The 12,898-nt window shown below is 45.7% G+C and carries 10 protein-coding genes; 1 reads left to right on the top strand and 9 read right to left on the bottom strand.

Going from position 1 to position 12,898, the window contains the following annotated elements:
- From VQ00_RS06095 to VQ00_RS06085, 3 genes are all read right to left on the bottom strand, one after another.
- Positions 1–1,623: a glycerol-3-phosphate dehydrogenase/oxidase gene (locus VQ00_RS06095; protein WP_046179267.1), complete on the bottom strand. Its 1,623-nt coding sequence runs from the start codon at positions 1,621–1,623 to the stop codon at positions 1–3.
- Between the two features lie 150 nt (positions 1,624–1,773).
- Positions 1,774–3,264 (bottom strand): glycerol kinase GlpK, encoded by a 1,491-nt coding sequence (gene glpK / locus VQ00_RS06090; RefSeq protein ID WP_046179266.1) that lies wholly within the window; start codon positions 3,262–3,264, stop codon positions 1,774–1,776.
- A 13-nt stretch (positions 3,265–3,277) separates the two neighbouring features.
- Positions 3,278–4,093, bottom strand: coding sequence for an MIP/aquaporin family protein (locus VQ00_RS06085; RefSeq protein ID WP_046179265.1), 816 nt, complete (start codon positions 4,091–4,093; stop codon positions 3,278–3,280).
- Positions 4,094–4,333: 240 nt separating this feature from the next.
- On the opposite strand from VQ00_RS06085, the gene VQ00_RS06080 reads away from it, so the two are divergent.
- Complete coding sequence (locus tag VQ00_RS06080; RefSeq protein ID WP_046179264.1) at positions 4,334–5,098, top strand: polyphosphate kinase 2 family protein; 765 nt, start codon at positions 4,334–4,336, stop codon at positions 5,096–5,098.
- 31 nt (positions 5,099–5,129) lie between these two features.
- Here VQ00_RS06080 and VQ00_RS06075 read toward each other — a convergent pair whose 3' ends face one another.
- The 6 genes from VQ00_RS06075 to miaB all read right to left on the bottom strand — a co-directional run bounded on the left by VQ00_RS06075 (position 5,130) and on the right by miaB (position 12,824).
- Positions 5,130–5,690, bottom strand: a complete 561-nt coding sequence (locus tag VQ00_RS06075) for a glycerol-3-phosphate responsive antiterminator (protein ID WP_046179263.1) — start codon at positions 5,688–5,690, stop codon at positions 5,130–5,132.
- Positions 5,691–5,702: 12 nt separating this feature from the next.
- Positions 5,703–7,526, bottom strand: a complete 1,824-nt coding sequence (gene mutL / locus VQ00_RS06070; RefSeq protein WP_046179262.1) for a DNA mismatch repair endonuclease MutL — start codon at positions 7,524–7,526, stop codon at positions 5,703–5,705.
- A gap of 11 nt (positions 7,527–7,537) precedes the next feature.
- On the bottom strand, positions 7,538–10,114 hold the full coding sequence (mutS, locus tag VQ00_RS06065; RefSeq protein ID WP_046179261.1) for a DNA mismatch repair protein MutS: 2,577 nt from the start codon (positions 10,112–10,114) through the stop codon (positions 7,538–7,540).
- Positions 10,115–10,199: 85 nt separating this feature from the next.
- Entirely contained in the window at positions 10,200–10,700 is a 501-nt protein-coding gene (gene cotE, locus VQ00_RS06060) for an outer spore coat protein CotE (protein ID WP_046179260.1), read from the bottom strand.
- 152 nt (positions 10,701–10,852) lie between these two features.
- On the bottom strand, positions 10,853–11,287 hold the full coding sequence (locus VQ00_RS06055; protein ID WP_046179259.1) for a YlbF/YmcA family competence regulator: 435 nt from the start codon (positions 11,285–11,287) through the stop codon (positions 10,853–10,855).
- A gap of 1 nt (position 11,288) precedes the next feature.
- Positions 11,289–12,824, bottom strand: a complete 1,536-nt coding sequence (gene miaB / locus VQ00_RS06050) for a tRNA (N6-isopentenyl adenosine(37)-C2)-methylthiotransferase MiaB (protein ID WP_046179258.1) — start codon at positions 12,822–12,824, stop codon at positions 11,289–11,291.
- Positions 12,825–12,898: the final 74 nt, after the last annotated feature.

Here is a 12,898-nt window from a genome sequence, read left to right as displayed (position 1 = left end):
TTACGAACAGGCGGCGATTTCTGCTTCCAGTTCTGCCGCATGTTTTGTTTTTTCTTCGTCCGTCCAGTTGAACAGCTGCGCCATTTTGTTCGTAACCGGCTGTTTATACGTTAAAACTGTATCAATGTCGAACAGCAAGGCACCTGTGCGGCGAATAAAAAAGTCCGCCGGCGTGTAAGCCATTTCTTCCCCAATCGCGTAAAGCAGCTGCGCGTTTAAAACTGCAGGAAGCCCACTTTCTTCTTTATAAGAAAATACCTTTTCGGCATTAGATCCGTACATATGCACGATCTTTTTTGCTTCTTCTTCTGTAAAGCCTTTTGAAACACCAACAGCCGTTTTTGCTTTTACAAACGTCAGGAAGTTCGCTGATCCTCCGACATCCCCACCTGAAATCGGCAAATGCTTCGTTTCAGACGGGCTGTATAAAACCCCTTTTTCTTCTTTGAAGCGCTTAGCGACTAAGTCCACAATGGTTTCAGCCATTTTCCGGTAGCCTGTTAATTTTCCGCCTGCAATCGTCAACAAGCCGGATTCTGCTTCCCAAATCTCATCTTTCCGGGAAATTTCAGAAGGATCTTTGCCATCTTCATAAATAAGCGGGCGGACGCCTGACCAGGACGATTCAATATCACTTTCTTTTACGTCAACCCCAGGGAACATAAATCGAATAGCACCCAGTAAGTACGAACGGTCTTCTTCTGTGACATCAGGACGAATCGGATCCGTATTATAAAACGTATCTGTCGTGCCGACGTACGCCTTGCCTTCACGCGGAATCGTAAAAACCATCCGCTTGTCCGGTGTGTCAAAATAAACAGCTTGGTGAAGCGGGAAAACGGATTGATCAATGACGATATGAACCCCTTTTGTCAGGCGCAAATGTTTTCCATTTTCACTGCCGTCTTTTTTGCGCACTTCATCCACCCACGGACCAGACGCGTTAATGACCTTTGCGGCGTAGATCCTTAATGGTTCGTTTGTTAATTGATCAACTGCCTGAATACCGGTTAATTTGCCGTTATCGTACGTAAATCCATCCGCTTTAATATAATTTAAGCAAAGCGCTCCTTTTTCAGCCGCTTTTTTCATCACTTCAAGTGTTAGTCTTGCATCATCTGTCCGGTATTCCACATAGTAACCGCCGCCTTTTAAACCTTCTTTTTTAATGAGCGGCTCTTTTTGAAGTGTTTTTTCTGCAGAAAACATTTTCCGGCGCTCTGACCGCTTCACGCCCGCCAAAAAGTCGTATACACGAAGGCCAAATGACGTTGAAAGCGGACCGAAGTTGCCTCCTTCATGAAACGGCAGCAGCATCCATTCCGGCGTGGTCACATGCGGACCGTTTTCATATACAATAGCACGCTCTTTGCCGACTTCTGCCACCATTTTCACTTCAAACTGTTTTAAATAGCGAAGACCGCCGTGTACGAGCTTTGTCGAACGGCTGGATGTACCTGCCGCAAAATCCTGCATATCTATTAATGCCGTCTTCATGCCGCGCATTGATGCATCAAGCGCGATCCCGGCACCGGTAATCCCGCCGCCGATTACTAACACGTCAAATTGTTCGTTTTGAAGAGCATTTATTTTTTCCGTACGCTGATGATTAGTAAAATTCATTTCGTCATCCCCTTTATGATTCCTCTATTTTTATACCCCAGAATAAACAAAAAGAGACCTGAAAATGCAAACAGCTATCGCTGCTTTGCTTTCAGGTCTCTCCCGTTTCTCCGGACAATGTATTAACTTATAATCATTCTACCATTAGTGTTATTGAAACGCAATAGCCGCTTTCACAGCTTTTTTCCAGCCACTGTACAGCTTTTCACGTGTTTCATCGTTCATGTCTGGTTCAAATGTACGGGCAACCTGCCAGTTTTGCGCGATTTCCGAACGGTCATTCCAGAAGCCAACAGCAAGCCCCGCCAAGTAAGCTGAACCAAGCGCTGTCGTTTCGTTAATTTGTGTCCGTTCAACCGGCACATCAAGCATGTCGCTTTGGAACTGCATTAAAAAGGCGTTCATTACGGCGCCGCCATCAACACGCAGCGTTTTTAACGAAATGCCCGAATCAGCTTCCATCGCTTCAAGCACGTCTTTCGTCTGGTAGGCAAGTGATTCAAGAACTGCACGAATAAACTGTTCTTTCTCCGTTCCACGAGTTAAGCCAAACACTGCCCCGCGCACATTGCTTTCCCAGTATGGCGTTCCGAGACCTACAAAAGCCGGCACGACGTACACACCATCTGTTGACTCTACACGTTCTGCGTATTGCTCACTGTCTGCCGCATTTTTAATCATCCGCATCCCGTCACGAAGCCATTGAATCGCAGACCCTGCCACAAAAATACTGCCTTCAAGCGCATATTCCACTTTGCCGTCGATGCCCCACGCGATTGTTGTGAGCAAGCCGTGCTCTGACTTCACCGCTTTTTCGCCCGTATTCATGAGCATAAAGCAGCCGGTGCCATATGTGTTTTTCGCCATACCTTTGTCGAAACAAGCTTGTCCAAACAAGGCAGCCTGCTGATCGCCTGCCGCACCGGCAACCGGGATTTCCTGCCCGAAAAAGTGGAACGGAGCAGTTGTCCCATAAACTTCAGAAGAAGGGCGCACCTCTGGCAATAGTTGCTTTGGTACTGTTAAAATATCGAGCAATTCCGCGTCCCACTCTAATGTATGAATGTTAAACATGAGTGTTCGTGCCGCATTCGAATAATCCGTCACGTGCGCTTTTCCGCCAGTTAATTTCCAAATCAGCCACGTATCGATCGTGCCAAATAACAATTCGCCTTTTTCCGCCCGCTCGCGAGCCCCTTCGACATTATCTAAAAGCCATTTTACTTTCGTTCCGGAAAAGTATGGATCAACTAAGAGTCCTGTTTTATCCCGGAACGCCTGCTCATGGCCTTTTTCTTTAATATCTGCACAAATGTCTGATGTTTGACGAGACTGCCAAACGACTGCGTGATAAATCGGACGCCCTGTTTCTTTATCCCAGATCACCGCTGTTTCACGCTGATTTGTAATCCCGATCGCTTCAATTTGGCCGGCTTGAATTTCCACTTCATTCAATACCGTCGCCATGCACGATAAAACAGAAGCCCAAATTTCGTTAGCATCATGCTCCACCCAGCCCGGATTCGGGAAATATTGCTTAAATTCTTTTTGTGCCGAGTGAACGATTTCTCCTTTTTTGTTAAATAAAATCGCCCGTGAGCTTGTTGTGCCTTGATCGATTGACATAATATACTTTTCCATGTGAAAGTCCCCCTTATTTATGTGTATATGCCTGCACAGCTGTGCCGGCTGAAACAAATTTAATGAGCATAATCGATACAATTGACGCAGCTAACGTGATGTAAAACGCGCCTGTTCCTTCATTAAGGAAAAAGCCTTTATAAAAAAATGCGGCAAGGACAGCGCCAATCACAGGTCCTGCTACAGGAATCCACGCATACTTCCAATTGGAGCCCCCTTTACCGGCAATCGGAAGAAGGAAGTGCGCGATCCGAGGACCGAGATCCCGAGCCGGATTAATCGCGTAACCAGTTGTACCGCCGAGTGATAACCCGATAGCAATGATTAAAAAGCCGACAATCAACGGGTTTAATCCATCTGTAAATTCGTTGGCGCCAATCGTTAACAAACCGATAATTAAAATAAATGTTCCAATCACTTCACTAATGATATTGGCATATGGACGATCAATCGCTGGCGATGTGGCGAAAACTCCAAGCTTTGCGCCGGGATCTTCCGTTTCTTCCCAATGCGGCAAAAAGTGTAAGAAAACAACCGCTGAGCCAATAATAGCACCGATCATTTGAGCTGTTACATATGATACGACATCTGACCATGGAAATGAACCGGTAATCGCCAATGCAATCGTGACAGCCGGGTTTAAGTGAGCGCCGCTGACGCTGCCTACTGCATACACAGCCATTGTTACAGCAAGGCCCCAGCCAAATGCAATAACAATCCAGCCACCCCCATTTGCAAATGATTTTTTCAAATTTGTGTTAGCACAAACTCCTGCCCCAAAAATAATAAGCATTGCCGTTCCAATCAACTCTCCCATAAATGGTGTCATTCCATCCTCATCCCTTCTTTTTTATCGCCTTTTTACGCCCGGGATCGTATCAAAAGGCAAAAAATAAAAAAACTCACACTGATCCCTGTAACGGGTGTCAATGTGAGTCTCCATGTTCTCGGTCACAAATTTATGAACTTGTTGTTTATCATAACGGCAATTGAAAGCGTTGTCAAACATTTTTTAAAATTGTTGAAATAAGGTGAGTTATGGGTATGATAAAAAAAGGGAGGAATGACCATGAACATAAAGCTGGAAAAACTAAAGCAGGACAAGCAATTAACCGACAAAAAAGAATATAATCTAAAACTGGAAAAATATCAGCGCCGTCTTCTCGCTTTGCAGCAAATGCTGTTTCAAGAAAAAATCGGATTGATTATTGCGTTTGAAGGAATGGATGCGGCCGGCAAAGGGGGAGCCATTAAACGAATGAACGAGCAGCTTGATCCACGCGGTGTTCTCGTTCATCCGATTTCAGCACCGGCTGCTCACGAGCTTCGGTATCATTATTTGCAGCGGTTTTGGCGAAAGCTGCCCCAGCATGGGCAAATCGCCATTTTTGACCGGTCCTGGTATGGGCGCGTACTTGTTGAACGAATTGAAGGATATGCCGTCGACCACGAATGGAAACGAGCCTATGAGGAAATTAATTCATTTGAAAAATCATTAACCGATGAACGATACATAATGGTGAAATTTTGGGTGCACATTTCAAAAGACGAGCAGCTGCGCCGGTTTGAAGAACGAAAGCTGGATCCGGTGAAGCGCTGGAAAATCACCAATGAAGACTGGCGCAATCGAAAGAAATGGGATAGGTATGTAGAAGCAGCAGAAGAAATGCTTAGCAAAACGGATCACTCCTATGCTCCGTGGCATGTGATTGAAGGAAACGACAAAAAATATACACGAGTAGCGATTTTGAAAAAAGCGGTCGCGCATATTGAAAAGTCACTTATTCAAATGGGCCAGCCCCTGCCTGAATACGAACTATTTGGCGCAAAATAACAAAAAAGCGAAGCGGGCTGGCTTCGCTTTTTTACGCTTTAGAAAATTCCTTCCACAATTCAACATTTGACGTCGTTACTGCGGAAGCACCAGCTTCCATTGCCGCTTCGACTTCTTTTTTCGTTTCAATTAATCCACCGGCAAAAACTGGTTTTCCTGTTTCGCGGCGGATGACATCAATAATTTTTGGTGCCACACCAGGCAGCACCTCAATATAGTCTGGATTCGCTTTTTGCGCGAGTTTTACACTCCGGCTTAATGCATGCGAATCGAGGATAAACGCTCGCTGTGTGGCAACGAGTCCTTTTTGCTTCGCTTTGATCAGGGCGCTGCCTTTAGTCGAAATAATGCCGTATGGCTTTGCATATCGGGCAATAAATTCAACGCCATGTTCGTCGCCGGAAAGCCCGCTAATCAAATCAAGGTGAACAAACATGTTTTTCTCATTTTGCCGCGCAAGGTCCAACACACTTTTTACCATTCCGATGTGCAAATCCAGAAAAACACCATATTCATAATTCATTGCCAGCATTTTTTCAAAATCTTTCATCGACCGAATGGCGGGCAAAATCAGTTGTCCCTTAAATGACATAAGATCACCTCTTCACATAATTCGTTTAAACATTTTTTCAATATCATAATTAGAAAGATGAATCGCGATTGGCCTTCCGTGTGGACACGTGAACGGATCTTCACTGCGGCGAAGGTCCGCCAGCAGCTGCTCAATTTCATCCTTCCGTAGATGGCGGTTTGCTTTGATCGATCCTTTACAGCTCATTAAAATCGCTGCTTCCTCACGAATTTTTTTCACTTCCGGCTTTTTCATCGCAAGTACCTCTTCAATCATTTCTTCAATGACGTCACGTTCTTCATTTTTCGGAAACCAGACGGGATGCGACCGGACAACATACGATTTATCACCGAACGGTTCCAAAAATACACCTACTTGTTCCAACGCCGCTTTATTTTCCTCGATTTTCATCCATTCATCTGCGGAAAAATCAAATGTCATAGGAATAAGCAGTTCCTGAAGCTCCGGCTCCGTCTGTCCTACTTTTTCACGGAAATATTCATATTTCAGCCGCTCCTGCGCGGCGTGCTGGTCGATCATATACAAGCCGTTTTCATTTTGGGCAAAAATGTACGTCCCATGCATCTGCCCGATTGGGTAAAGCATCGGCATGCGCTCTTGCGGCAGCTCGTTCATTTTTACCGGCTCCGGCTCTGGCGCGGATACGGGTACGTCGATTTTTTCCTCCAAAACGATTTCTTGCGGTGCTTCTTTTATCGGCTCATTATAATAGTCAGGCTTGTACAGCTTTTCAACTTCCTTTTGCGGCGGCATGACCGGTTGTTTCGGGCGTGGCGCCTCAAATTGAAACGCCCGCTGTTCGGTAAAATCTTTTCGCTTTTTCAATACAGGCAGTGCATCTGGAATTAACGTCTCTTTCCGCAATACGGCTTTCACCGTCTCCGCAATGAGCGCACACAGTTCCTGTTCCTTGCTGAAACGCACTTCAAGCTTTGCCGGGTGAACATTCACATCGACGAGCAATGGATCCATCTCAATATTTAATAGCACAATCGGATAGCGCCCGGTCGGCAAAAACGTGTGATAGCCTTCTAAAATGGCATTGGAAACTTTAAAATTTTTAATAAACCGGCCGTTCACCATCATTGACATATAGTTACGTGAAGCACGCGTTACTTCTGGCATTGACAGAAAGCCGGATAACCGAAAATCAAGGGACTGTGCGTGAACCGGAATCATTTGTTTCGCAATGGAAATCCCGTATATGGCCGCCAGCACTTGTCTTGCATCACCATTCCCATTCGTTTTTAACAGCTCACGGCCATTATGGCGCAGCCTGAATGAAACGTCCGGCCGGCTAAGCGCCATCCGGTTAACGGCATCCGTAATGTTGCCGAGCTCCGTATGGACACTTTTCATGTATTTCAGCCGCGCTGGTGTATTAAAAAACAAGTTGGATACGGTCATTTCCGTTCCTTTCCGGGCAGGACCCGGCTTTTTCGATTGAATGGCGCCGCCGGATAAAACAATTTCAGTCCCAGCAGCGTTTCCTGTGGACGTTGCCATTGTGACATCGGAGACAGAGGCAATACTCGGCAGCGCTTCACCGCGGAAGCCGAGCGTCCGGATGCGAAACAAATCGTTCTCGTCTTTAATTTTGCTTGTCGCATGGCGATAAAATGCCCGCTCCACGTCATCGGACTCAATGCCGGAGCCGTTGTCTGTAATACGGATCAGCCCAAGTCCCGCATCTTCTACGTCAATTTCAACGACGGTACTCCCCGCGTCAAGCGCGTTTTCCGTTAACTCTTTTACGACAGACGCCGGCCGTTCTACGACTTCACCGGCCGCAATTTTATTTGAAAGTGATTCATCGAGCTGGCGAATAATCCCCATTCTAGTTCACCTCATTTTTTCGCTTCTTTTTGCAGCGTATATAGCATATTCATCGCTTCCATCGGTGTCATTTCCATAATGTCATAGCTTAACAGCTTTGATAGAATAGACGGATCTTCTTTCCGAGATGGCTTTTGCTTCGACACCGGCTTCTCCTCAAAAAAGGACAGCTGCCCTTCTTGAACGAGCGCGGCAGGCGCGGCAGGCGCCGCTTTTTCTTCTTTATTCTCAAATGAATGCAGCAGCTCTTCCGCGCGAATTAGGACGGACTCAGGCAGACCAGCAAGCTGCGCCACATGGATCCCATAACTTTTATCGGCTGCACCGTCTTTTACTTTATGTAAAAATACAACCTTGTTATCTTGTTCCGCTGCGGTCACGTGGATATTTTGCATATGCTCAAGCGATTCATCGAGCACTGTCAATTCATGATAATGGGTCGAAAACAATGTTTTTGCGCCAATATTTGTATGAATATACTCAATCATCGCCTGCGCAAGCGCCATTCCATCGTACGTGGACGTCCCGCGGCCGATTTCGTCAAATAAAATAAGCGAGCGGCTCGTGGCACTCACGATCGCATGTTTTGCTTCAAGCATTTCGACCATAAATGTACTTTGTCCAGAGACTAAGTCATCTGCAGCGCCGATCCGTGTAAAAATTTGATCAAAAATCGGCAGGACCGCTTCCTCTGCCGGTACGCAGCACCCGATTTGCGCCAATATCGCAATTAAAGCAGTTTGGCGCATATATGTACTTTTACCAGACATGTTCGGTCCGGTAATAAGCAGCACATTTCGCCCCGCTTCCATCTGGCAATCGTTCGGGACAAATCCTTGCGCATCTATCACTTTTTCAACAACCGGATGGCGCCCTTCTTTTATCCACATGTTTCCGTCTGGTGAAAAGGACGGCCGGACAAACCGGCGCGATTCGCTCACCGCAGCAAAACATTGCAGCACATCAATTTCACTAACCATACGGGCAAGATTTTGAAGGCGGGGAATAAACTGCTTCACATGCTCACGCAGTTGTGAAAACAAATCGTATTCAAGTTCCATCATTTTGTCATTTGCTTCTAAAATAAGCGTCTCTTTTTCTTTTAATTCCGGTGTGACAAACCGTTCGCAATTGGCTAGCGTCTGCTTTCGTTCATAACGTCCTTCTTTAAGCAAGCCGAGATTCGCTTTCGTCACTTCAATGTAATAGCCGAAGATGCGATTGTAGCCAATTTTAAGCGATTTAATACCGGTTTTTATCCGTTCTTCTTTTTCGAGCTCTGCAATCCACTGCTTGCCGTTTCGTGCTGCATCACGGTATTCATCAAGCTGCGCGTGGAACCCGTCCCGAATCATGCCGCCTTCTTTCACAGAAATCGGCGGTTCTTCAATAAGAGCCAGGTCAAGCTCTTCAAACAGCTCTGTACATGGATCAAGAGAATCGGCCAGTCTGTTTAATTCGATCCCATTAATTCGTTTCAGCAAATTTGCCAACAAGGGAATTTGTCCAAGTGATTTTTTCAGCTGAACGAGGTCGCGTGCATTGACATTGCCAAAGGCAACTCGCCCGGCAAGCCGTTCTAAGTCATACACTTCTTTTAGCTGTTCACGCAGCTCTTCCCGTTCAAAGAAAGCCGCGATAAACGTTTCAACAATACCGAGACGGCGGTTAATATCTTTTTCATTTAAAAGAGGCCGGTCGATCCATTGTTTCAGCAAGCGGCCTCCCATTGCCGTTTTCGTTTCATCAAGGAGCCAAAGCAGCGACCCTTTTTTTCCTTTCGACCGGATCGTTTCGGTCAGCTCCAAGTTTCGCTTTGAGAAATAATCGATGTTCATATAATCGCGAATTTCATACGGTTCTGCCGCCTGTAAGTGATCAAGGCTGCGTTTTTGTGTCCGGTGCAAATAATGATAAAGACGGGCTGACGCTTTTCGGGCGGTTTCTTTTTTTACTTGCATCAGCAGTTCATCAAATGAAGCCGGGTCCGTTGCTTCTTCTACCGAAATCACCGCGTCAAGCCGGCCGTATATTTGTTTCGCTTCCAACTCGGTCAAAGAACCATCTGTAATTACTTCTTTCACACCGTACGACGACATTTCATGAAGGGCCGCGTCAAATGTCGTGAAAATAGCTGTTTTACACTCGCCGGTTGTTAAATCCGCAGCCGCTATCGCATATTCAGTGTCTGAATGTTCCAATGCCGCAAGATAATGGTTTTCTTTTTCCTGAATGCCAGCGCCTTCCATCATGGTGCCCGGTGTAATAACCTGTACGACTTCCCGTTTAATGACCCCTTTCGCCTGCTTGGGGTCTTCACGTTGCTCGCAGATCGCCACTTTATGGCCTGCCGCAATTAACCGTTCTATGTACCCTTTCGCGGAATGATACGGCACACCGCACATCGGAATCCGGTCCGCGCTGCCGCCTTCACGCGACGTTAACGTGATTTCTAAAATTTGACTCGCTTTTAACGCATCTTGAAAAAACATTTCGTAAAAATCTCCGAGGCGAAAAAATAAAAAGGCATCTTCATAGTCTGCCTTCACACGCAAATATTGCTGGATCATTGGAGTATATTGTGACATGTCGTTTTCCTCTCTGTCTTTCTTCTTTTGTTAGTATAGCACACAGAAAAAAAGCGGGAAAATAGTTCGTTTCCCGCCACCCATTTTACTTTTCGTGATGTTCTTCCGCTGTTTCCCGCTCGCAGTCCCACTCGTCTTCGTAGTCATGAAACGCTACAGTCACTTTCGTTTCTCCCGTCACTTCCACCGTCAATTCCCGTTCTGCCTGCACATTAATTTTCGTGCCGGATTCCGAAATGACCGCTTCCTGACAGTTTGGCTGCTGCAAGACTTTTACCCAGACGTCGTCATCGCCTTCGCAGTCGTCGTCACGATACGTTAAATTGAGGACGTCTTTATATTCTACTTTATCCGTGACAACAGCCGTTTTCGTATGGTTTTGGTACGAGTACCAGACGTTAATTTCATACGTGCCAAATACGTCTACTTTTTTGTCTGATTTTTTCGCTTTGTATTCGTGGTTGATAATCCAGCACCCTAAAATACCTGACGGTTTATTCGGCGGCAAAATGGTATGGTGCGTCTGTGTATATTTCCGGCCTTTGGCAACGACGGACTTCGTAATGATCTCTCGGAATTGGCTCAATCTGTTGTCCCTCCTCTGATGTGGTCTTTGTATTGTATGCAGGGAGAGTAAGACGGGTGCCCAATAATTTAAAAGCGCGGAGCGGCTGTTATGAGCGGCAAGCACTCACTAAAAGAAAAAATCCTGCCCGTTACAGGCAGGATGAAAAATGATCAGCAGCTGCCCGGTGTGCTGTTTTGCACGTGAGCGCCTGTTTCGCCGCGAAGAATATCGCCGCCTGTTTCGTTAATGATGTTATCCGTTACTTTATTAGAAATCGCTGTTGCAACCATTTGCAAAATTTCGTTTACATCGGTCTGTGACTGCTTAAACTGCTGAACAATCGGCATTTCATCAAGTTCCTGCTCAATTTTGGCGATTTTTTCCTCCACCATTTTTGAGGCTTCTACTTTTTTATAGTGCTGAAAATTAACGGCTTGTTTTTGCAGACTTTTTAACCCGGCCATTTTTTCACGCAGCTTTTGGTTTTCATGAATTTTCGCTTCTGCCTGTTTGAAAAATTCCACTTCTTCTGTCGCGGAAATCATATTGGCGATTTCCGTTGCTTTGGCAATAATCTCATCTTTTGTATAGATTGTTTTTTCCATATTAGTTCACCCCGGCCATATTTTCGATTTCTACTGCTTCTCCGTCCATTGACCACGACTTCGTTTCAATGATTTTCACCGGAATGATTTTTCCGATCGCGGATTTCGGTGCTTTCACGTTAACGAGCTTGCTTTTTGATGTATAACCTGCGAGAACGTCCGGGTTTTTCTTGCTTTCCCCGTCGATCAGCACGTCGACAATTTGTCCTTTATACCGCTTCATTGATTCACCTGATAATTCGTTCACAAGCGCATTTAAACGCTGCAGTCGTGCCTTTTTCACGTCCATCGGTACATTGTCCGTCATTTTAGCGGCTGGTGTTCCTTCACGCGGCGAATAAACGTACGTATACGCCATTTCAAATCCAACTTCACGGTACAGCGACATCGTTTCTTCAAACTGTTCATCCGTTTCGTTCGGATAGCCGACGATAATATCCGTTGTCAGCGCGACGTCCGGCATTGCCGTTTTAATTTTGCGGACAAGCTCTAAAAACTGCTCACGTGTATATTTGCGGGCCATAATTTTCAATACATCTGTTGAACCGCTTTGTACGGGCAGATGAATGTGATCCATTAAATTGCCGCCTTTTGCAAGGACTTCAATTAAATGATCGTCAAAATCACGCGGATGACTTGTTGTAAAGCGCACGCGCGAAATGCCGATCTGGCGGATTTCATCCATTAGATCGCCAAGTCGATATTCTATATCATCAAAATCTTTTCCATATGCGTTCACGTTTTGTCCAAGCAGCATCACTTCCTGATAGCCTTGCGCGGCAAGCTGGCGCACTTCCTGGATAATCTCATCCGGGCGTCGGCTCCGTTCTTTTCCGCGTGTATACGGCACGATGCAGTACGTACAGAATTTATCGCAGCCATACATGATGTTTACCCATGCTTTGACATTGCCCTGACGCTTTTTCGGAAGATTTTCAATAACATCGCCTTCTTTAGACCACACTTCAATGACCGTTTCTTTGGACATGTATGCTTCATTTAAAATTTCCGGCAGGCGGTGAATGTTATGCGTACCAAAAATCATATCCACATGGTGGTACGATTTCAAGATTTTGTTGACGACGGATTCTTCCTGTGACATGCAGCCGCATACGCCAAGCAGCAAGTTCGGATTGTCCCGCTTTAAATGCTTTAAAAAGCCGATTTCGCCAAATACTTTGTTTTCCGCATTTTCACGGATAGCACACGTATTTAACAAAATCACGTCCGCTTCCTCCGGTGTTTCAACCACATTGTAGCCTAGTGCCATGAAAATGCCCGCCATCACTTCAGTGTCATGCGCATTCATTTGGCATCCGTACGTCCGAATATAAAAGTTTTTGCCTTTGCCCATTCCTTGAAAGCGTTCATCAATTTTAAAGTCGTGATGATACGCCACTTCTTCTTTCCCGCGCTTTTTTGCATCTTTTAAAGAAGGCGGCGTATAGACGGTTTCGAAATACTGGCTGTAGTCCTTAGCGGATTTTTTGTCCGATGGATGAGCCTGTTCGCTGTCTTTTCGTTGTTCCTCGTTCATGGTAAATCCCCTTTCCGATCTTTCAAACTATCGTGCACATTTCCTAAGTATATACCGTCGAAAGACTCTACTCA

The sequence above is a fragment of the Domibacillus tundrae genome (genome assembly GCF_000970675.1).
GTDB classification, from domain to species: domain Bacteria; phylum Bacillota; class Bacilli; order Bacillales; family Domibacillaceae; genus Domibacillus; species Domibacillus tundrae.
This window is presented reverse-complemented; position numbering and strand designations above follow the sequence as displayed.